This is a genomic window from Pseudomonas sp. IPO3774 (assembly GCF_013386835.1).
Taxonomy (GTDB): domain Bacteria; phylum Pseudomonadota; class Gammaproteobacteria; order Pseudomonadales; family Pseudomonadaceae; genus Aquipseudomonas.
Map to the genome: position 1 here is coordinate 58,537 of NZ_JACAQY010000038.1, position 18,650 is coordinate 77,186.

The window sequence follows — 18,650 nt, forward strand, 5'->3', positions numbered from 1 at the left end:
TTACCGATGACCAACGCCATGCCACAACGCGCCGATTACCGCCACTTCCAGCCGATCATCACGCGCTGGCACGACAACGATGTATATGGCCATGTGAATAACGTCACCTACTACAGCTTCTTCGACACCGCGGTGAATACCTACCTGATCGAGCAGGGCGGGTTGGATATTCATGACGGCGAAGTGGTTGGGTTTGTGGTGAGTTCGGCGTGCGACTACTTCGCCTCGATTGCCTTTCCGGACCGCATCGAAATCGGCCTGCGGGTGGGCAAGTTGGGCAACAGTTCGGTGCAGTATGAGTTGGCGGTGTTCAAGGCGGGAGAAGAAGATGCCTGTGCTGCGGGGAGGTTTGTGCATGTGTTTGTGGATCGGGCGTCGAACCAGCCGGTGACGATCCCGGGGATGTTGCGCGAGGCGTTACAGCGATTGGTGATCTGAATACGATCTGCGAAGCAATGAAAGTCAAATGTGGGAGCGGGCTTGCTCGCGAAGGCGGTGGATCAGTCGCCGGATGTATCGGCTGATACAACGCCTTCGCGAGCAAGCCCGCTCCCACATTAAATCCGCGTTGTTCTTTCGATTCGCGCGTTACCGGTGGTGGCGATAGTGATGCTTGTTTTTGCGATGCCCATAAGCATGGCCGCGCCCGCGATGGTCATCGCGGTCATAACGGCGGTTATCGCGCCCACGGTAACGACGATCATCGTCATCGCTCTTGTTGCCCATGTAGTTGCCCAGTGCACCACCGGCGCCACCGCCGGCTGCTGCGCCGATCAGGCTGCCGGTGCTGCCGCCGACACTGCGACCCACCACGTTGCCGCCGGCCGCGCCCAATGCGCCGCCAATGGCTGCTTCACCGCGGCTGCGCTTGTCTGCGCCCACCGCACTGCCGCCTGCGCCACCAAGAGCCGCACCGATGGCTGAACCAGTATTACCGCCCAACTGCTGACCTACGACAGAACCTAGAACCCCGCCCAATGCGCCGCCCACACCGGCTTCGGTGGTGCCACCGGCCATGGCTGCGCCACTGACCAGGCCAAGGGACAACAAGAGAATCGAGGAGAACTTCATAGAGGAACCTCAAGAGGATGACGGCGCGATCCTGAGGTTGTATCGAGACGGTGACAATCGAAACCCGACCAGTGGTATGGGTTGTATACAATTCTCTAAGTTACTGTTTTGTATGAGGAACTTAAGTGAGTTTTGCGAGTCTTTAGTTACTTCGGAACGGCCGCTTTTATGCAAAAGCGGCCTTTTTTGTGCCCGTAAGAAACTCGGGTGCTGTCTGTGGCGAGGTGTCGCTTAGGCCGACTTCGCCATGATCAAGCCGGTTGCACTCGCTGCTTCCAGGCGGATCGCTACAAACTTCGACGTTGGCGTATGGCTGCCATCCCCCGTGCTTTCCAAGGGCACCAGCGGATTCACTTCCGGATAATAAGCTGCAGCCTGCCCCGCCGGAATATCAAATGCCAGCAAGGTAAAGCCCTTCACCCGACGCTCACGGCCGTCGTCCCAGATCGACACGATGTCAGCCTTCTGCCCCGGCTTGAAGCCCAGGCGGATGATGTCGGCTTCGTTGACGAACAACACATCCCGCTGGCCCTTGACCCCACGATAGCGGTCGTCCAGGCCATAGATGGTGGTGTTGTACTGATCGTGGGAGCGCATCGACTGCATGATCAGGTCCGGCAATTGCCCGGTGTTGCGGGTGCGTTCGTGCACCAGGTCCTTGGGCAGGATGTTCGGGCGGAAGTTGGCGCGGCCCGACGGGGTGTTCCAGCGACGGGCGCCAGCCGAGTTGCCCAGGTAGAAACCGCCCGGGTTTTTCAGGCGCTCGTTGAAGTCCTTGAAGCCCGGAATGGTGTCGGCGATCAGGTCGCGAATACGGTCGTAATCGGCCACCAGCCAGTTCCAGTCCACCGGCTTGCTGCCCAGGGTGGCGGCGGCAATGCCCGCGAGAATCGCAGGCTCGGATTTCATCTGTTTTGACAACGGCTGCAGTTGGCCGTTGGAAGCGTGGACCATGCTGAACGAGTCTTCAACGGTCACGGCTTGCGGGCCTTCGGCCTGGATGTCGATGTCGGTGCGGCCCAGGCATGGCAGGATCAGCGCGTCCTTGCCATGCATCAGGTGGCTGCGGTTGAGCTTGGTGCTGATCTGTACGGTCAGGTCGCAATTGCGCAGTGCTTCAAAGGTGCGTGGGCTGTCCGGGGTGGCTTGGGCGAAGTTGCCGCCCAGGCCGATAAATACCTTGGAGCGGCCTTCGAGCATGGCGTGAATCGCTTCCACCACGTTGTGGCCGTTATCGCGCGGCACCTGGAACTGGAAACGACGCTCCAGGGCATCGAGGAACGCCACCGGCGGCCGTTCGTTGATGCCCATGGTACGGTCGCCCTGCACGTTACTGTGGCCACGCACCGGGCACAGGCCCGCGCCCGGGCGGCCGATGTTGCCGCGCAGCAGCATCAGGTTGGCGATTTCCTGGATGGTCGGCACCGAGTGGCGATGCTGGGTGATGCCCATCGCCCAGCACATGATCACGTTCTTGCCTTTGGCGTACATGCGCGCCGCTTGCTCGATCTCCACCAGGGTCAGGCCGGACTGCTCGACGATTTCATCCCATGAGGTGTCGTCGATCTTGCCCAGGTAATCCAGCACGTTGGCGGTGTGTTCGTTGAGGAAGTCGTGGTCGAACACGGCCTCCTTGCCTTCGGCCTGGGCCTGGCGTTCCCACAGCAGCAGGAACTTGGCCATGCCCCGCAGGATGGCCATGTCGCCTCCCAGCGCCGGGCGGAAGTAGGCGGTGTTGGTTGGCTTGTCGCCGTTGGTGAGCATTTCCAGCGGGTGTTGCGGGTGCTGGAAGCGTTCCAGGCCACGCTCTTTCAGCGGGTTGATGCACACCACCTGGGCGCCGCGTTTTACCGCTTCGCGCAGTGGCTCCAGCATGCGTGGGTGGTTGGTGCCGGGGTTCTGGCCCCAGACGAAAATCGCGTCCGCATGCTCGAAGTCATCGAAGGTCACGGTGCCTTTGCCCACGCCCACGCTTTGCGCCAGGGCGACGCCGCTGGCTTCGTGGCACATGTTCGAGCAGTCCGGGAAGTTGTTGGTGCCGTAGGCGCGCACAAACAGTTGATACAGGTAGGCCGCTTCGTTGCTGGCCCGGCCCGAGGTATAGAACTCGGCCATGTCCGGGTTTGGCAGCGCATTGAGGTGCTTGCCGATCAAGTCGAAAGCCGATTCCCAGCTGATGGGTTTGTAACGGTCGGTTTCGGCGTCGTAGCTCATCGGCTCGGTCAGGCGGCCCTGGTACTCAAGCCAGTAGTCGCTCTGCTCCAGCAGCGCGCTGACGCTGTGCTTGGCGAAGAATGCCGCGTCGACCCGGCGCTTGGTGGCTTCCCAGTTGACCGCCTTGGCGCCGTTCTCGCAGAACTTGACCATGCCGCTTTCCGGCGAGTCGCCCCAGGCGCAGCCCGGGCAGTCGAAGCCGCCGTTCTGGTTGGTCTTGAGCATCATGCGGATGTTTTTCAGCGCGTTGTCGCTGGTCAGCCAGGCTTGCGCCACGCTGATCAGTGCGCCCCAACCACCCGCCGGGCCTTTATAGGGCTTGTAGCGCGGGGTGGGTTTGTCGTCGGCTTGATGATGATTACTCACGCTTGATTCTCCATCGCAGGGCTATAGACCCGCGGCGCACTTTTCTGCGGCAGGTGGATGAGATTGAGGTTGTGCCGGCGAGCCCATTGCAGGGCCAGGCCGGTGGGCGACGACAGGCTGACCAGGGTCTGGATGCCTGCACGCAGGACTTTCTGGATCAGTTCGAGGCTGCAGCGACTGGTAACAATCGCCAGGCCGCCGTCGGTCGGAATCTTTTGGCGGATCAGCGCACCGATCAGCTTGTCGAGGGCGTTATGCCGGCCGATGTCTTCACGGCCCAGCAGCAATTCGCCCTGGTTGTTCATGAACACCGCCGCATGCACCGCGCCGCTGTACTGGCCCAGCGGTTGGAACGCGCTGATGCGCTGGCGCAGGCCATCCAGCCATTCGGCAGGCGGCAACGGCGCGCCGGGCAACACCTTGAGGTTGGGCAGCGCCTGCTCCACGGCTTCTACGCCGCACAGCCCACAGCCACTGGTGCCGGCAAGTTGCCGGCGCTGCTGCTTCATATTCCAGAACGCGCGGCTGGAAATCTGCACCTGAGCGTATTGGGTCGAGCCCGAACCGCTGATTTTCAGGTCATAAATGTCGCTAACGTCTTCGATAATGCCGCTACCGATGCTGAATCCGACAATAAAGTCTTCAAGGTCGGTCGGCGTCACCAGCATCACCGCCTGGCTGATGTCGTTATAGGCAATCGCCAACGCGACTTCCTCGGCAAGCGCGGTGCTGGCCGATTCGGTGTGTTCGAGATTACAAAACTGGTAGCTCTGGCTGGCGGCGGGCGCGGGCGTTTCGAGGGCGGGCGCCGCGCAGACTGGGCGCTGGGCGTTCATTGGGCATTACCACCGGGAGTATTCAGCTGTAAGACTAGGCGCGACAAAGGGTCGCGTCTAATCGTCAGTACTGATCTACCGATAGATGCCGTCGATCAAGTCTCGATCAGCGATTTCTGGTACAGCGCAAAACACGCTTCCGCCAAGGCCGAACGGGGTGCACTGCGGCGCATGATCAACCCCAGGCGAGCCAAAGTGTGAGCGTCTTCAATGGGTTGCAGGCGCAGGTGCTCGGTGAGGGCGTCGAGGCCGCCGTCCAGTGGCATCACCGCGCAACACAGGCCGCCGTGCACCGCTTGTAACAATTGATGGACGGCATCGGTCTGCAACAGTGGCTGCGGGTTGAGGCCACGGCTGTGGAAATTGTGGTCGATGGACTGGCGAAAGTGCATGCCGCTGGTGAGCATGCCCAAGGGCAGTTCGATCAGCGCCTCCCAACTCAGGGGCTTGTCGCCGAAGCTGAAGAACCGTTGGTCGTACAGCAGGCCCATGCGGGTTTCGCCCAGGGCCAGGGAGTCGAAACGTTCGGCGTCCAGGCGCTCGAGGTACGACACACCGAGGTCCAGGCGGTTGCTGGCAAGTTGTTCAAGTATTTGCTCGGAGCTTAACGCGGACAACTCAAAGCGCAGGCTGGGGTGTTCCTTGTGCAGCTTCTGCATCAACGCCAGCGGATCGAAGCTCGACAACGGCACCACCCCCAGGCGCAACGTGCCTACCAGGTTGCCGCGACACGCAGCGGCCTCGGCCTGCAAGCCGTCATAGGCCGCCAGCACCGTGCGTGCCCAGGCCAGCACGCGTTCGCCGGGGGCGGTAAAGCCTTCGAAGCGCTGCCCGCGATTGACCAGCGGCAACTGCAGCTCTTCCTCCAGGCTGCGCAGGCGCATCGACAGGGTCGGCTGGGTGATATGGCAGCGCGCCGCCGCCTGGCCGAAGTGACGGGTTTCGTCGAGGGCGATGAGGAATTTCAGCTGTTTGATGTCCATCTTCGCTCCGGGCTTATTCCAATGCGGTGGGATTCTAGCGTGTTTGGGTCTTTGGTCAGGCTGGAACCCAATTCTGTAGGACTGGTCTAGTCTTTGGCATCTGGAAATTAAATCCCAAGGAGAGCGCACCATGAGTCTTTTAAGCTTTGTTAAGGAAGCAGGCGAGAAGTTGATTGACCTGTTGACACCGGGTAATGCCAACGCGAGCGAGCAGTTAAAAGAGCACGTGGCCAAGGTTGGATTGGGTAACCCCAATGTGCAAACCACCGTCGACGGTGACAAGGTGACCGTGACAGGTGAAGTCGCCAGCCAGGAAGAGAAAGAGAAGATATTGCTGGCGCTGGGCAACATCGCCGGCGTTGCGAGTGTTGATGACCAGATCACTGTTTCCGGTCCAGTTGTCGCTGCCGCCCGCTTTGTCGTGGTGAAAAAGGGCGACACCCTGAGCGCTATTTCGCTGGCGGTGTATGGCAACGCCAACCAGTACAACAAAATCTTCGAGGCCAACAAGCCGCTGCTGTCCCATCCGGACAAAATCTACCCAGGGCAGACGCTGCGTATTCCTGAGTAATCCGCGGACCCAATGTGGGAGCGGGCTTGCTCGCGAATGCGGTGTGTCAGTCAATATATTCAGTGGCTGACACACCGTATTCGCGAGCAAGCCCGCTCCCACATTGGACCTTCAGCGTTGTTACAAACCTACGATCAAGTCCCGGTAATCCCCAACCGCTGCAAACTCCGCCGTGTCCTTGGGCCCCTTCCGGCTGTCCGGTTCCTTCACCGCCAGCAAGTGCCCCACGCCAAAATCCCGGGCGCTGCGCAGGATCGGCAAGGTATCGTCGATAAACAGGCTGCGGGCCGGGTCGAAGGCGATGTCGGCGTGCAGGGCGTCCCAGAACTGCGGGTTTTCCTTGGCAAAACCATAGTCATGGGAGCTGATCAGTCGCTCGAAATAAGGCGCCAACTCGATGCGTTCCAGCTTCAACGACAGCGAATCCCGATGGGCGTTGGTGATCAGGATCACCCGCTTGCCCGCCTGTTTGATCGCCGCCAGGAAGGTGTCGGCATCCGGGCGCAAGGCAATCAGGTGTGCGGTTTCAAGCTTGAGCTCGCGCACCGGGATCTTGAGTTCGGCGCTCCAGAAATCCAGGCAATACCATTGCAACTGTCCGGCGTTACGCTCGAACAGCGGCTGCAGCTCCATCTCGGCCATGGCCCGGCTCACACCATGCAACTCGGCATAGCGCTGGGGCAGGTGCTCCATCCAGAAATGGTTGTCGAAGTGCAGGTCGAGCAAGGTGCCGTCCATGTCCAGCAGGACGGTGTCGATGGCGTGCCAGGGCAATGGAGGCATAAAGAACACTCATGTAAGAAAAGATATCCGACACAGACAATCGGAAAAGCCACGGTATAGTAACCCGATCACGCCAAGGAGCCGCTCATGCGCCAGAAACCCACCGTCCTCGCCCGCGAAATAGTCGCCAGTAGCCGTTTGTTCCGCGTGGAGGAAGTGCAATTGCGCTTTTCCAATGGCGTGGAGCGGACCTACGAGCGCCTGGTGGGCAGGGGGGCCGGATATGGCGCGGTGATGATCGTGGCGATGATCGACTCGGACCATGCGTTGCTGATCGAAGAATATTGCGGCGGCACCGACGAGTATGAACTGTCACTGCCCAAGGGCCTGATCGAACCGGGCGAAGACGTGTTGGCGGCAGCCGACCGTGAGCTCAAGGAAGAAGCCGGTTTCGGCGCCCGCCAGTTGGAGCACATCACCGAGCTGTCGCTGTCCCCCGGCTACATGAGCCAGAAAATCCAGGTGGTGCTGGCCACCGAACTGTATGAAGAGCGCCTGGAAGGCGACGAGCCCGAGCCGATGCGCGTCGACCGGGTCAACCTGAGGGAGCTCTCGCAGTTGGCGCAGAACGAGCAGTTCAGCGAGGGCCGCGCGTTGGCCGCGCTGTACCTGGTACGCGACCTGTTGACTCAACGTGGAGCGTTCCAGCCATGAGCGAACTGTTCCTGGGTCACCCGTTTATTGCCCCCGCGATCGAATTGGCCCGCCAGGCTGGCGAGGTCATCCTGCCGTATTGGCGCGCCGATGTTGCCGTCACCACCAAGACCGATGATTCACCGGTCACTGCCGCCGACTTGGCTGCCCATCACTTGATCCTCGCCGGGCTGACTGCCCTGGACCCGAGCATTCCGGTGCTCTCGGAGGAAGACGCGGACATTGACCAGAGCGTGCGCGCCGGTTGGCAGCGCTGGTGGCTGGTGGACCCGCTGGATGGCACCAAGGAATTCATCTCCGGCAGCGAGGAGTTCACCGTCAACATCGCGCTGATCGAAAAAGGCCGCGTGGTGTTCGGTGTGGTGTCGATGCCTACCAGCGGTCGGTGCTACTTCGGGGGTGCCGGGCTGGGTGCCTGGCGTTCCGATGTAGGTGCTGCGCCCAAGCAAATCCAGGTGCGCCAGACCCCGGCGAGCGGTGAAGCATTTACTGTGGTTGCCAGTCGTCGCCATACGAGCCCTGAACAGGATCGCTTGCTCGCTGGCTTGAGTGCCGGATTGGGCGAGCTGAAGCTGGCCAATATCGGCAGTTCTTTGAAGTTTTGCCTGTTGGCTGAGGGCAGCGCCGATTGCTACCCGCGCCTGGCGCCCACCTCGCAGTGGGACACGGCGGCGGCACAGGGTGTGCTGGAAGGAGCGGGCGGTGAAGTGCTGGAATTGAATGGGCAGCCGTTCAGTTACCCGGCGCGGGAATCGCTGTTGAATCCGTTCTTTTTGGCACTGCCGGCCAAGGCTGAATGGCGTGAGCGGTTGCTGACTCTGGCCCGTTCTTAAACACAGCGCCGATCAAAAATGTGGGAGCGGGCTTGCTCGCGAAGGCAGTGTGTCAGTCACCAGATGTATTGGCTGATCCACCGCTTTCGCGAGCAAGCCCGCTCCCACATTTGTTATGTGTGCAGGACGTACTGCCCGGTAAAGGCCACGGCCCGCTCTTCACTGCCCTCGTTGACGATCCATGTCTCCAGCGCCAAGCGCGCCCGGCCATACCGTTTATAGGTCGCCAAAAACCGCTTCCACACCTTGTCATCAGGCGCCTGGCAAATCGCCGTCGCATCGGTGGTCACCGGCAGCGGATAACTGATCTGCCCCTCCTGAATCACGATGTGCCCGTCTTCAATCCCTTCCTCGCGCAACTGCAAATGCAGCCAGCCCCAACCTGCCAGCACGGCGCCGCAATACAGGCTGCCGCCAAACATGGTGCTCTTGTGGTTGATGTTGGCGTCGAGAGGCAAGCGCAGTTGCAGCTGCCGGTCCTGCCAGTCGATAACCTTGAGGCCCATTTCCCGGGTCAGGGGAATGTCGTGGTGAAGGATCGATTCCAGGTAACGGCTATCGCGACTCATGGTGGCCTCGTGGCAGGGGGAAAAGGGTCATTCGTCGTCAGCGTGACTGTTGCCGCTGTCAGCGAAGTTCAGCCCGTGCTTGCGCAGTTTGTCGTGCAGGGTTTTACGCGGCACGCCCAATGCCTCGGCGAGGCTGCGCATGGAATTGTGGGTGCGCGCCAGTTCGGCGGCGATCAGGCTTTTTTCAAACTGTTCGACCTGTTCGCTCAAGCCGCCGGGCGTGCTGGTGAGGATGCCCGGCGAAGGGCTGTCCGGGGTGCTGTCCAGCGCCAGTTCAAGGCCCAGGGCGAAACGCTCGGCGGCGTTTTGCAGCTCGCGCACATTGCCCGGCCAGCTGTGACGCAACAACAGCGCGCGCTGGCCCGGTTGCAGCTCTTTCATCGGTAGCCCGTGGCGCGTGCTGGCTTCGTCGGCAAAGTGCTGGAACAGCATCAACGCATCCTCACCCCGTTCGCGCAGCGGTGGAATGCGCAGCGGCGCAACGTTGAGGCGGTAATACAAGTCCGCCCGGAAGCGCCCCTGGTCGGCGGACTGGCGCAGGTCTTCCTTGGTGGCGGCGATGATGCGGATATCCAGCGGGATCAGCTGGTTGCCCCCCAGACGCTCCACCACACGCTCCTGCAACAGCCGCAGCAGCTTGACCTGCACATCCAGGCTCATGCTTTCGATTTCGTCGAGAAACAGCGTGCCGCCGTTGGCGAATTCGAATTTGCCGATGCGCCGCTTCTGGGCGCCGGTAAAGGCCCCTGGCTCATGCCCGAACAACTCGCTTTCCACCACCGACTCGGCCAGGGCGCCGGCGTTGATCGCTACAAACGGGCCGCTGCGGCGGTTCGACAGATCGTGCAGCGCACGCGCTACCACTTCCTTGCCGGCACCGGTTTCACCGAGGATCAGCACATCAGCCTTGGTCGCCGCCAGCGCGCCAATCTGCTCGCGCAGGCGCAGCATTTGCGGGGAGTGGCCCACCAGGCGCGTACTCAATTGCTGACGGTCGCTCAGGGCCAGGCGCAGGCTGCGGTTGTCCAGCACCAGGCGGCGCAGGGCCAGGGCGCGGCGCACGCTGTCGAGCAGGGCGTCGCTGGCGAAGGGTTTTTCCAGGAAGTCATAGGCGCCGGTGCGCATCGCCTGCACCGCCAGTGGCACGTCGCCGTGGCCGGTGATCAGCAGCACCGGCAGCTCCGGGTCCTGGGCGTGGAGTTCCTTCAACAGTTCCAGGCCGTCCATGCCGGGCATGCGGATGTCGCTCACCACAACCCCCGGCCAATCCCGGGACAGGCGCGCGGTCAGGCCCTGGGCTTCGCCGAGGGTCAGGACTTTCAGCCCGGCCAGGTCCAGGGTCTGGCAGAGGGCCTGACGCAGGTGTGGATCATCGTCGATCAACACCACCTGAATCTGGTTATCGATACTCATACACTGCGGTCCTCGGACGGTTGCAGACTGACACCCGGTGCTCCGGCGCGCAGTTTCAAGGTTAACAGTGCGCCGCCTTCCTTGTGGTTGGCGAACAACAGTTCACCGCCAAAGGCGCGCATCAGGGTGTCGCAGATCGCCAGGCCCAACCCCAGGCCCTGGGTGCGGGTCTTGGTGGTGTAGAAGGGCTCGCTGGCGCGGCCCAGGGCTTCCATGCAGAAACCCGGGCCGTTGTCGCGAATGTACAGGTTGACGCCCTGTTCGGTGGTTTGGGCACTCAGCCAGAGTTTGCGCGGCGGGCCTTTTTCGGTCAGGGCGTCCAGAGCGTTGGCCAACAGGTTGCCCAGCACCTGGCGCAGGCGGGTTTCGCCGGCCGCCACCCACAAGGTGGCCTCGGGCAGGTCGCGGATCAGTTCCACTTCCATTGCCCGCCGCCGCTTGGCCAGCAGCGCCAGGGCATCGTCCAGGGCCGGTTGCAGGGCCACGCTTTCCGGCGCATGCCGGTCGCGCCGGGCGAAGGCGCGCAAGTGAGCGATGATCGAGGCCATGCGCCCGGTCAACTCGCTGATCAGCTTGAGGTTGCCACGGGCGTCGTCGGTGCGCTCATGGTCGAGCAAAATCCCGGCGTTTTCCGCGTAGCTGCGAATCGCCGCCAACGGCTGGTTGAGTTCATGGCTGATACTCGCCGACATGGTACCCAGCGCCGACAACTTGCCGGCCTGCACCAGGTCGTCCTGGGCGCGCACCAGTTCCTGCTGGGCATGTTCACGTTCCAGCACTTCCTGTTTCAGGCGCCGGTTGAGGCCTTCCAGGTCGCTGGTCCGCTCGATCACGCGCATCTCCAGTTCGCGACGGGCCTTGGCTTCGAAGGCGATGCGTTCCAGGTAGTGACGACGGCGCTGCATCATCAGGCCGAGCAACAGCATCAGCACCAGCAAGGCGGCGCCACCCACCGCGACCACGGTGCGCACCGGGCGGCTGATCAAGGTGCGCGGCGCGAGAATCTCGACTTTCCAGCCGGTTTCGGCGATGTCGGTGGATTGGCGCACCCACGCCGTCGGGCTGAGGCTCAGCGGCTGCGGGTCCCGGGTCGGATAGGGCTGGATGGCGATGATGGCGCGGCGTTCTTCATCCGTCAGCGGCCGGGTGGCACGGAAGCGCCATTGCGGGCGCGAGGTCAGGATCACCACGCCGTTGTGATCGGTGACCAGCAGTTGTTCGGGGGTGTTGCCCCACAGGCTTTCGGTGTGGTCCAGGTCGACCTTTACCACCAGCACACCGATGATTTTGTCGCCATCGCGTACGGCGGCGGCGAAGAAGTAACCGCGTTTGGCCGAGGTGGTGCCCAGGCCGAAGAAGCGCCCGAGGCGCCCGGCCATGGCTTCGCTGAAGTAGGGGCGAAAGGAAAAATTACGCCCGACGAAGCTGTCCTGCTTGTCCCAGTTGGACGCGGCGAGGGTCTTGCCGGTGGTGTCCATCAGGTACATCACTTCCACCCCGGCCTGCGCGGCAACGTCCTTGAGCAGATGGTTGGCATTGACCAGGTTGGTGCTGACGTGAGGCGCGTCGATGGCGGTGCGCAGGGCCGGCAGGTCACCGAGGATTTGTGGCAACACTTCGTAGCGGTGCAGGGTGCCCAGCAGGTTGGCGACGTACAGGTCCAGCGTCTGGCGGTTCTGGCCGGCCAGTTCGTTGCGGTAATAACGCTCGGCCAAGTGCTCCAGCGGCCACAACAGCGGTGCCAGGCATAGCGCCAGCAATGCCAGGCTGCGCCAGCGGGGTCTTCGCGGAAGGGGTGGAGTCATGGGAGTCATGCGCCTGTGGGTACAGGCGCATTATGCCTAGTGCTGCTCGGCAAGACACTCGCGCAATGCGTCATGCCACTGCGGTTGCGAGACATGCCATTGCTGTTGCAGGCGGCTGCAATCGAGGCGCGAGTTCAGCGGGCGCCTGGCCGGCGTTGGATAGGCGCTGGAGGGAATCGCTTCCAGCTCGGCGCAGGCACGACCGTTGGCCCGTAGTTGCTCGCCGATGGCCTGGGCAAAGCCGAACCACGAGGTCTCGCCCTGGGCCGTCAGGTGGTAGACACCCCAATCCCCGGCCTCGCCCGCCTGCCAGCGCTCGATCAGTGCACGGGTGCTGTTGGCGATGGTCCCGGCCCAGGTTGGCGCGCCGATCTGGTCGGCGACGATGCGCATCTGCGGTTTTTCCTGCAGCAGGCGTTGCATGGTCAGCAGGAAGTTCTTGCCGTGGGTCGAGTAGACCCAGCTGGTGCGCAGGATCAGGTGTTCACCGCCGATGGCCGCGATCGCCTGTTCGCCCGCCAGCTTGCTTGCGCCATAGACGCCCAGCGGGTTGGTTGCGTCGTCCTCGTTGTAGGGCGCGGCCTTGCTGCCGTCGAACACGTAGTCGGTGGAATAGTGAATCAGCGGAATGCCCAGTGCCTTGGCTTCCTCGGCGAAAATCCCGGGCGCGGTGGCGTTGATGGCGAAGGCCACGTCCGGCTCGCTCTCGGCTTGATCGACGGCCGTATGGGCGGCTGCGTTGATGATCAGGCCCGGGCGATGGGCGCGTACCTGGTCGCGGATCTGCTCGGGATGCGCCAGGTCCAGTTGATCGCGGCCCAGCACGATCAACTCGCCCAGGCCCCGGAGGCGCTGTTGCAACTCCCGGGAGACTTGGCCATGTTGGCCGCTGATAAGGATTTTCATGGGAACAGGTCGGCCTCTTGCAGGCTTTTCCCGGCCTGGTCCTTGGCAGACAGTTGCGGCGTCTCCGTCAGTTCCCAGTCGATGGCCAGCGTCGGGTCGTTCCAGAGGATGCAACGCTCGGCGCTCGGCTGGTAGTAATCGGTGGTCTTGTAGAGGAACTCGGCGTAGTCGCTCAGCACCACAAAGCCGTGGGCGAAACCTTCCGGTACCCACAACTGGCGATGGTTATCGGCGCTAAGCCGCACGCCCACCCATTGCCCGAAGTTGGGCGAGCTGCGGCGGATGTCGACGGCCACATCCAGCACTTCGCCGGCGATGACGCGCACCAGTTTGCCCTGGGTATGTTCGAGCTGGTAATGCAGGCCGCGCAGCACGCCTTTTTGCGAGCGCGAGTGGTTGTCCTGCACGAAATCACGCTTGAGCCCGGTGGCCTCTTCGAAGGCGCGGGCGTTGAAGCTTTCGTAGAAAAAGCCGCGCTCGTCACCGAACACTTTCGGTTCGATGATCAATACGCCCGGCAACGACGTGTCGGTGACCTTCATTTTTGCTCCCCGGCCAGTGAATACAGGTATTGGCCGTAGCCGGTCTTGCCGAAGTACTTGGCCCGCTCCAGCAAGTGGTCACGGTCGATCCAGCCGTTCTCGTAGGCGATTTCTTCCAGGCACGCCACTTTCAAACCCTGGCGGTGCTCGATGGTCTGCACGTACGTCGAGGCCTCCAGCAGGCTGTCGTGGGTGCCGGTGTCGAGCCAGGCGAAACCACGGCCGAAGCGCTCCACGTGCAGGTCGCCACGCTTGAGGTAGGCGTTGTTGACGTCGGTGATCTCCAACTCGCCCCGTGGCGATGGCTTGACTGCCTTGGCGATCCTGATCACGTCGTTGTCGTAGAAATACAGGCCGGTCACCGCGTAGCTCGACTTTGGCTTGGCTGGTTTTTCCTCGATGGACAGCGCGCGGCCCTGGCTGTCGAAGTCGATCACGCCGAAACGCTCCGGGTCCTTGACCCAGTAACCGAATACCGTGGCGCCAGATGGGCGTTCGGCAGCAGTGCGCAGTTGTTCGCCGAAGTGCTGGCCGTGGAAGATGTTGTCGCCCAGGATCAGGCATACCGGGTCATCGCCGATAAACTCTTCGCCAATCAAAAACGCCTGGGCCAGGCCGTCCGGGGACGGCTGCTCCGCATAAGTGAACCGCACGCCAAACTGGCTGCCATCGCCCAACAGGTTGCGGTATTGCGGCAGGTCTACCGGGGTGGAGATCACCAGGATTTCCTTGATCCCGGCCAGCATCAGCACCGAGATCGGGTAGTAGATCATCGGCTTGTCATACACCGGCAACAGTTGCTTGGAAACGCCCAGGGTAATGGGGTGCAAACGCGTGCCGGAGCCACCGGCCAGTACGATTCCCTTCATCATGCGATCAGATCCTTAAAGTCGGTGTTGCCCAGTCGTTCGCCTTGATAACTACCGTCCTGGACCCTGCGGCACCATTCCAGGTTATCGAGGTACCACTGCACGGTTTTGCGCAGGCCGGTTTCAAAGGTTTCTTCGGGCACCCAGCCCAATTCGCGCTCGATCTTGCTGGCGTCGATCGCATAGCGCTGGTCGTGGCCCGGGCGATCCTTGACGAAAGTGATCAGGTCAGTGAATTTCTCCACGCCCGCCGGGCGTTGTGGTGCCAGTTCTTCCAGCAGGCCGCAGATGCTGCGCACCACGTCGATATTCTTCTGCTCGTTATGGCCGCCGATGTTGTAGGTCTCGCCTACCACACCTTCAGTCACCACTTTGAACAGCGCGCGGGCGTGGTCTTCGACGAACAGCCAGTCGCGCACTTGCAGGCCGTCGCCGTACACCGGCAATGGTTTACCTGCGAGGGCGTTGAGGATCACCAGCGGAATCAGCTTCTCGGGAAAGTGGAACGGCCCGTAGTTGTTCGAGCAATTGGTCAACAGCACCGGCAGGCCGTAAGTACGCTGCCAGGCGCGTACCAGGTGATCGGACGCGGCCTTGCTGGCCGAGTACGGCGAGCTTGGGGCGTAGGGCGTGGTTTCGGTGAACAGGTCATCGACGCCGTGCAGGTCGCCATACACTTCATCGGTGGAGATGTGGTGGAAGCGGAAGGCACTCTTGGCCGGTTCTTCCAGCTTCTGCCAATAACCGCGTGCGGCCTCCAGCAGGCTGTAGGTGCCGACGATATTGGTCTGGATAAAATCCGACGGGCCGTCGATGGAACGGTCCACATGAGACTCGGCCGCCAGGTGCATGATCGCGTGGGGCTCAAAGCGCGCCAGTACGGCGCTGACGGTGGCCTGGTCGATGATATCGGCCTGGACGAACTCGTAGCGGCTGTTGCTCGCGATGCTGGCCAGCGACTCAAGATTGCCGGCGTAGGTCAATTTGTCCAGGTTGAGCACTTCGTGCCCGGTGTGTTGAATCAGGTGCCGGATCAGAGCGGAGCCGATGAATCCGGCGCCGCCGGTGATGAGAATGCGCATGTCGGAGGCCCTTTTCCTTAGACAGACATTAAGCGAATGGAGCATAGCTTGAGTTGTGGAGCCAGGTGGTGCAAGGGGCCACAGTCAGATTGACGGCACTGCGCGGGACTGGGGGTTGCGTAACCCCCGTCAACAATGGCGATATAAGCGCCTGATAAAAAAGCCAGGGGTCTTCACATGTTGCTCGCCACGTTGATTCATCGCGCCAGCCTGCCTTGCCCGCAAGTCGGACCTGTGCCTGCGACGCAGCTACTTGAGCAGCATTACGGCCTGGGTGGGGCGTTGCAGTCCCTCGGCAGCCAGCAAGACCTCAACTACCGTATCGACAGCGAGCGTGGCCGCTTTGTGCTGAAAATCTGCCGGGGCGACTACGCCGCCGTCGAGCTGCAGGCCCAGCACGCAGCCCTCAAGCATCTGCAGGAACATTCGGATGTACGGGTGCCCAAGGTGATCTCGTCGCTTGCTGGCGAAGAACTGCTGACCGAGACCGTCGCCGGGAAAACCGTGCACCTGCGGTTGCTGGACTACATCGACGGCCAGCCGCTGACCCATCTGCCCCATCTGGGGCGCGAGGTGATCGCAGGCTTCGGCGAACTCTGCGGGCGGATGAGCCAGGCGCTGGCCGACTTCGAGCATCCGGGCCTGGAACGTACCCTGCAATGGGACCCACGCCATGCCCTTGAGCTGATCACTCATTTGCTGTCGACCCTCGAAAACCTCCCGCATCGGGCCGGGCTGGAGCGCGTGGTGGAGCAGGTCGGGCAGCGTCTGCTGCCGTTGGCCGACCGCCTGCCCTGGCAAGCCGTGCACATGGACATCACCGATGACAACGTGGTCTGGCAGCGTGATGCCCAGCGGCATTGGCAGATTGAGGGGGTGATCGATTTTGGCGACCTGGTGCGCACCTGGCGCATTGCCGACCTGTCGGTGACCTGCGCGGCGCTGCTGCATCATGCCGAGGGTGATCCGTTCGCAATCCTGCCGGCGATCCAGGCGTGCCACCGGATCACGCCGTTGCAGCGCGAAGAGTTACAGGTGCTATGGCCGCTGATCGTCGCGCGGGCCGCGGTGTTGGTGCTGAGCAGTGAACAGCAGCAACGCCTGGACCCGGATAACGCGTACCTGTTGAAGAATGCCGAGCATGAGTGGGAAATTTTCCACGTAGCCACCTCGGTGCCCTTTGAATTGATGGAGGCGGCGATCCTGAACTGCGTCGGTGCCGAATTGCCGCCGATTGTCGGTGAAGGCTTCGCGCCTTTGTTGCCGGGGCTCGTTGGGCGTGAATTCGCGTTGATCGATCTGGGCGTGCTCAGCCCGCATTTCGAGGCCGGTAACTGGGAGCAGGAGGGCATTGATCGCCGATTGCTGGAACAAGCGGCCGTGGTCCATGGCCTGGCAGCCAGTCGTTATGGTCAATACCGTCTGTCCCGCACCCAACCCGACAGTGCCGTCGAGCCCGACACCTTCGCGCTTCACGTAGAACTGCACATGCCCTTGGGCGCCACGGTGGAAGCACCGTTCGCCGGCACCTTGCGCCATGGCGCCGACGGCCTGCTGAGCCTGCATAGCGCCCAGTTGAGTGTTCGGTTGTGGGGCGTGAACGCCTTGTTGAAGCACGGCGCCGCAGTGGTAAAAGGCCAGGTAATCGGCGACGTGGTCGCGCCGCTGACAGTACAACTGTGCCGCGCCGAGCTTGAGCCACCGCTGTTCTGCACGCCTTCCCGGGCGGCGGCATGGCAAACGCTCTGCCCATCCCCGGCTACCTTGCTGGGACTGGCCTGCGACGCCGAGCCGGAGCTGGACCCCGAAGCCCTGCTGGCGCGTCGGGACGCCAGCTTCGCCCGCTCGCAGAAGCACTATTACGTCGACCCGCCGCGCATCGAGCGCGGCTGGCGCAACCACCTGATCGACATGCAGGGCCGTTCCTACCTCGACATGCTCAACAACGTCGCCGTCCTCGGCCACGGTCATCCGCGCATGGCCGAGGTGGCAGCGCGGCAATGGTCGCTGCTCAACACCAACTCGCGCTTCCACTATGCGGCGATTGCCGAATTCTCCGAGCGTTTGCTGGCGCTGGCGCCGGACTCCATGGACCGGGTGTTCCTGGTCAACAGCGGTACCGAGGCCAACGACCTGGCGATTCGCCTGGCCTGGGCCTACAGCGGCGGGCGCGACATGCTCAGCGTGCTGGAGGCGTACCACGGCTGGTCGGTGGCGGCGGATGCGGTGTCGACTTCGATTGCCGACAACCCCCAGGCCTTGAGCAGCCGCCCGGACTGGGTGCACCCGGTGACCGCGCCGAATACCTATCGCGGCGAGTTTCGCGGGCAGGACAGCGCCCCCGACTACGTACGCAGCGTGGAACACAACCTGGCGAAAATCGCCGCGCAGAATCGCCAGCTGGCGGGTTTCATTTGCGAGCCGGTGTACGGCAATGCTGGCGGGATTTCTTTGCCGCCGGGATATTTGCAGCAGGTGTACGCGCTGGTTCGTGAGCAGGGCGGCGTGTGCATCGCCGACGAAGTGCAGGTGGGCTACGGCCGCATGGGGCATTTCTTCTGGGGCTTTGAAGAGCAGGGCGTGGTGCCGGACATCATCACCATGGCCAAGGGCATGGGCAATGGCCAGCCGTTGGGCGCGGTGATCACCCGCCGGGAAATCGCCGAGGCGCTGGAGGCCGAGGGTTACTTCTTCTCCTCATCGGGAGGCAGCCCGGTGAGTTGCCGGATCGGCATGGCGGTGCTGGATGTGATGGAGGAAGAAAAGCTGTGGGAAAACGCCCAGGAGGTGGGCGGACACTTCAAGGCGCGGTTGGAGGCGCTGGTCGAGCAGTATCCATTGGTGGGCGCAGTGCATGGTTCCGGGTTTTACCTGGGGCTGGAATTGGTCCGCGATCGACAGACCCTGGAACCGGCCACCGAAGAGACCGCGCTGCTGTGTGACCGGCTGCGGGAGCTGGGGATCTTCATGCAGCCCACCGGAGACCACCTGAACATCCTCAAGATCAAGCCGCCGATGGTCACCTCACGGCACAGTGTGGATTTCTTCGTCGACATGCTGGCGAAGGTTCTGGAGGAAGGCTTGTAACAATAAACTCGATTGTTATCGGTAAAATTTGATCATTTTTCGATGGGTGGATATTTATTAGCTTCA

General features: G+C 62.3%; 17 protein-coding genes. 5 read left to right on the top strand and 12 right to left on the bottom strand.

Features of this window, described 5'->3' with window-relative positions; translation table 11 throughout:
* Window positions 1-6 precede the first annotated feature (6 nt).
* Window positions 7-438, top strand: coding sequence for a thioesterase family protein (locus HYE77_RS21195; RefSeq protein WP_003213207.1), 432 nt, complete (start codon window positions 7-9; stop codon window positions 436-438).
* Between the two features lie 150 nt (window positions 439-588).
* On the opposite strand, the gene HYE77_RS21200 is transcribed toward HYE77_RS21195, so the two are convergent.
* The 4 genes from HYE77_RS21200 to HYE77_RS21215 form a co-directional block, all read right to left on the bottom strand.
* The gene (locus HYE77_RS21200; RefSeq protein WP_008435777.1) at window positions 589-1,071 is read right to left on the bottom strand and encodes a glycine zipper domain-containing protein; all 483 of its coding nucleotides are present in this window, start codon (window positions 1,069-1,071) and stop codon (window positions 589-591) included.
* Between the two features lie 231 nt (window positions 1,072-1,302).
* Window positions 1,303-3,651: an FdhF/YdeP family oxidoreductase gene (locus tag HYE77_RS21205; RefSeq protein ID WP_003213210.1), complete on the bottom strand. Its 2,349-nt coding sequence runs from the start codon at window positions 3,649-3,651 to the stop codon at window positions 1,303-1,305.
* Entirely contained in the window at window positions 3,648-4,487 is an 840-nt protein-coding gene (gene fdhD, locus HYE77_RS21210) for a formate dehydrogenase accessory sulfurtransferase FdhD (RefSeq protein ID WP_008435774.1), read from the bottom strand. The genes HYE77_RS21205 and fdhD overlap by 4 nt, the downstream gene beginning before the upstream one ends.
* 95 nt (window positions 4,488-4,582) lie before the next feature.
* A complete protein-coding gene (locus tag HYE77_RS21215) occupies window positions 4,583-5,470 on the bottom strand; it encodes a LysR family transcriptional regulator (protein ID WP_003213213.1) in 888 nt (295 codons plus the stop codon).
* A gap of 130 nt (window positions 5,471-5,600) precedes the next feature.
* Between HYE77_RS21215 and lysM the strand changes: the two genes are divergently transcribed.
* Complete coding sequence (gene lysM, locus HYE77_RS21220) at window positions 5,601-6,041, top strand: peptidoglycan-binding protein LysM (RefSeq protein ID WP_177021899.1); 441 nt, start codon at window positions 5,601-5,603, stop codon at window positions 6,039-6,041.
* A gap of 120 nt (window positions 6,042-6,161) precedes the next feature.
* On the opposite strand, the gene yrfG is transcribed toward lysM, so the two are convergent.
* Complete coding sequence (gene yrfG, locus HYE77_RS21225; RefSeq protein WP_003213217.1) at window positions 6,162-6,824, bottom strand: GMP/IMP nucleotidase; 663 nt, start codon at window positions 6,822-6,824, stop codon at window positions 6,162-6,164.
* A gap of 87 nt (window positions 6,825-6,911) precedes the next feature.
* Here yrfG and nudE point away from each other — a divergent pair, with 87 nt between their 5' ends.
* The gene (gene nudE, locus HYE77_RS21230; protein ID WP_003213218.1) at window positions 6,912-7,478 is read left to right on the top strand and encodes an ADP compounds hydrolase NudE; all 567 of its coding nucleotides are present in this window, start codon (window positions 6,912-6,914) and stop codon (window positions 7,476-7,478) included.
* Window positions 7,475-8,311, top strand: a complete 837-nt coding sequence (gene cysQ / locus HYE77_RS21235) for a 3'(2'),5'-bisphosphate nucleotidase CysQ (RefSeq protein WP_003213220.1) — start codon at window positions 7,475-7,477, stop codon at window positions 8,309-8,311. Before nudE ends, cysQ begins: the two co-directional genes overlap by 4 nt.
* Window positions 8,312-8,424: 113 nt before the next feature.
* On the opposite strand, the gene HYE77_RS21240 is transcribed toward cysQ, so the two are convergent.
* The 7 genes from HYE77_RS21240 to rfbB are packed head-to-tail and all read right to left on the bottom strand — an operon-like array spanning window position 8,425 to window position 15,497.
* Window positions 8,425-8,880, bottom strand: coding sequence for a YiiD C-terminal domain-containing protein (locus HYE77_RS21240; protein WP_087692720.1), 456 nt, complete (start codon window positions 8,878-8,880; stop codon window positions 8,425-8,427).
* Between the two features lie 27 nt (window positions 8,881-8,907).
* The gene (locus tag HYE77_RS21245) at window positions 8,908-10,293 is read right to left on the bottom strand and encodes a sigma-54 dependent transcriptional regulator (RefSeq protein WP_003213224.1); all 1,386 of its coding nucleotides are present in this window, start codon (window positions 10,291-10,293) and stop codon (window positions 8,908-8,910) included.
* On the bottom strand, window positions 10,290-12,098 hold the full coding sequence (locus HYE77_RS21250) for an ATP-binding protein (RefSeq protein WP_023659335.1): 1,809 nt from the start codon (window positions 12,096-12,098) through the stop codon (window positions 10,290-10,292). The genes HYE77_RS21245 and HYE77_RS21250 overlap by 4 nt, the downstream gene beginning before the upstream one ends.
* 36 nt (window positions 12,099-12,134) lie before the next feature.
* Complete coding sequence (rfbD, locus tag HYE77_RS21255) at window positions 12,135-13,004, bottom strand: dTDP-4-dehydrorhamnose reductase (protein WP_177021025.1); 870 nt, start codon at window positions 13,002-13,004, stop codon at window positions 12,135-12,137.
* Complete coding sequence (rfbC, locus tag HYE77_RS21260; RefSeq protein WP_008435750.1) at window positions 13,001-13,546, bottom strand: dTDP-4-dehydrorhamnose 3,5-epimerase; 546 nt, start codon at window positions 13,544-13,546, stop codon at window positions 13,001-13,003. The genes rfbD and rfbC overlap by 4 nt, the downstream gene beginning before the upstream one ends.
* Complete coding sequence (rfbA, locus tag HYE77_RS21265) at window positions 13,543-14,418, bottom strand: glucose-1-phosphate thymidylyltransferase RfbA (protein WP_087692716.1); 876 nt, start codon at window positions 14,416-14,418, stop codon at window positions 13,543-13,545. Before rfbA ends, rfbC begins: the two co-directional genes overlap by 4 nt.
* Window positions 14,415-15,497, bottom strand: coding sequence for a dTDP-glucose 4,6-dehydratase (rfbB, locus tag HYE77_RS21270; protein WP_177036529.1), 1,083 nt, complete (start codon window positions 15,495-15,497; stop codon window positions 14,415-14,417). Before rfbB ends, rfbA begins: the two co-directional genes overlap by 4 nt.
* Before the next feature lie 177 nt (window positions 15,498-15,674).
* Between rfbB and HYE77_RS21275 the strand changes: the two genes are divergently transcribed.
* Complete coding sequence (locus HYE77_RS21275; RefSeq protein ID WP_177069278.1) at window positions 15,675-18,584, top strand: aminotransferase; 2,910 nt, start codon at window positions 15,675-15,677, stop codon at window positions 18,582-18,584.
* The last annotated feature ends 66 nt before the right edge of the window (window positions 18,585-18,650 follow it).

What these genes read in the sequence shown, in the direction of transcription:
- HYE77_RS21240 (WP_087692720.1), bottom strand. Translation starts at nt 8,880, where the DNA reads ATGAGTCGCGATAGCCGTTACCTGGAATCGATCCTTCACCACGACATT.
- HYE77_RS21250 (WP_023659335.1), bottom strand. Translation starts at nt 12,098, where the DNA reads ATGACTCCACCCCTTCCGCGAAGACCCCGCTGGCGCAGCCTGGCATTG.
- HYE77_RS21200 (WP_008435777.1), bottom strand. Translation starts at nt 1,071, where the DNA reads ATGAAGTTCTCCTCGATTCTCTTGTTGTCCCTTGGCCTGGTCAGTGGC.
- cysQ (WP_003213220.1), top strand. Translation starts at nt 7,475, where the DNA reads ATGAGCGAACTGTTCCTGGGTCACCCGTTTATTGCCCCCGCGATCGAA.
- lysM (WP_177021899.1), top strand. Translation starts at nt 5,601, where the DNA reads ATGAGTCTTTTAAGCTTTGTTAAGGAAGCAGGCGAGAAGTTGATTGAC.
- HYE77_RS21275 (WP_177069278.1), top strand. Translation starts at nt 15,675, where the DNA reads ATGTTGCTCGCCACGTTGATTCATCGCGCCAGCCTGCCTTGCCCGCAA.
- rfbB (WP_177036529.1), bottom strand. Translation starts at nt 15,497, where the DNA reads ATGCGCATTCTCATCACCGGCGGCGCCGGATTCATCGGCTCCGCTCTG.
- HYE77_RS21195 (WP_003213207.1), top strand. Translation starts at nt 7, where the DNA reads ATGACCAACGCCATGCCACAACGCGCCGATTACCGCCACTTCCAGCCG.
- rfbC (WP_008435750.1), bottom strand. Translation starts at nt 13,546, where the DNA reads ATGAAGGTCACCGACACGTCGTTGCCGGGCGTATTGATCATCGAACCG.
- HYE77_RS21245 (WP_003213224.1), bottom strand. Translation starts at nt 10,293, where the DNA reads ATGAGTATCGATAACCAGATTCAGGTGGTGTTGATCGACGATGATCCA.
- yrfG (WP_003213217.1), bottom strand. Translation starts at nt 6,824, where the DNA reads ATGCCTCCATTGCCCTGGCACGCCATCGACACCGTCCTGCTGGACATG.
- rfbD (WP_177021025.1), bottom strand. Translation starts at nt 13,004, where the DNA reads ATGAAAATCCTTATCAGCGGCCAACATGGCCAAGTCTCCCGGGAGTTG.
- nudE (WP_003213218.1), top strand. Translation starts at nt 6,912, where the DNA reads ATGCGCCAGAAACCCACCGTCCTCGCCCGCGAAATAGTCGCCAGTAGC.
- fdhD (WP_008435774.1), bottom strand. Translation starts at nt 4,487, where the DNA reads ATGAACGCCCAGCGCCCAGTCTGCGCGGCGCCCGCCCTCGAAACGCCC.
- HYE77_RS21215 (WP_003213213.1), bottom strand. Translation starts at nt 5,470, where the DNA reads ATGGACATCAAACAGCTGAAATTCCTCATCGCCCTCGACGAAACCCGT.
- rfbA (WP_087692716.1), bottom strand. Translation starts at nt 14,418, where the DNA reads ATGATGAAGGGAATCGTACTGGCCGGTGGCTCCGGCACGCGTTTGCAC.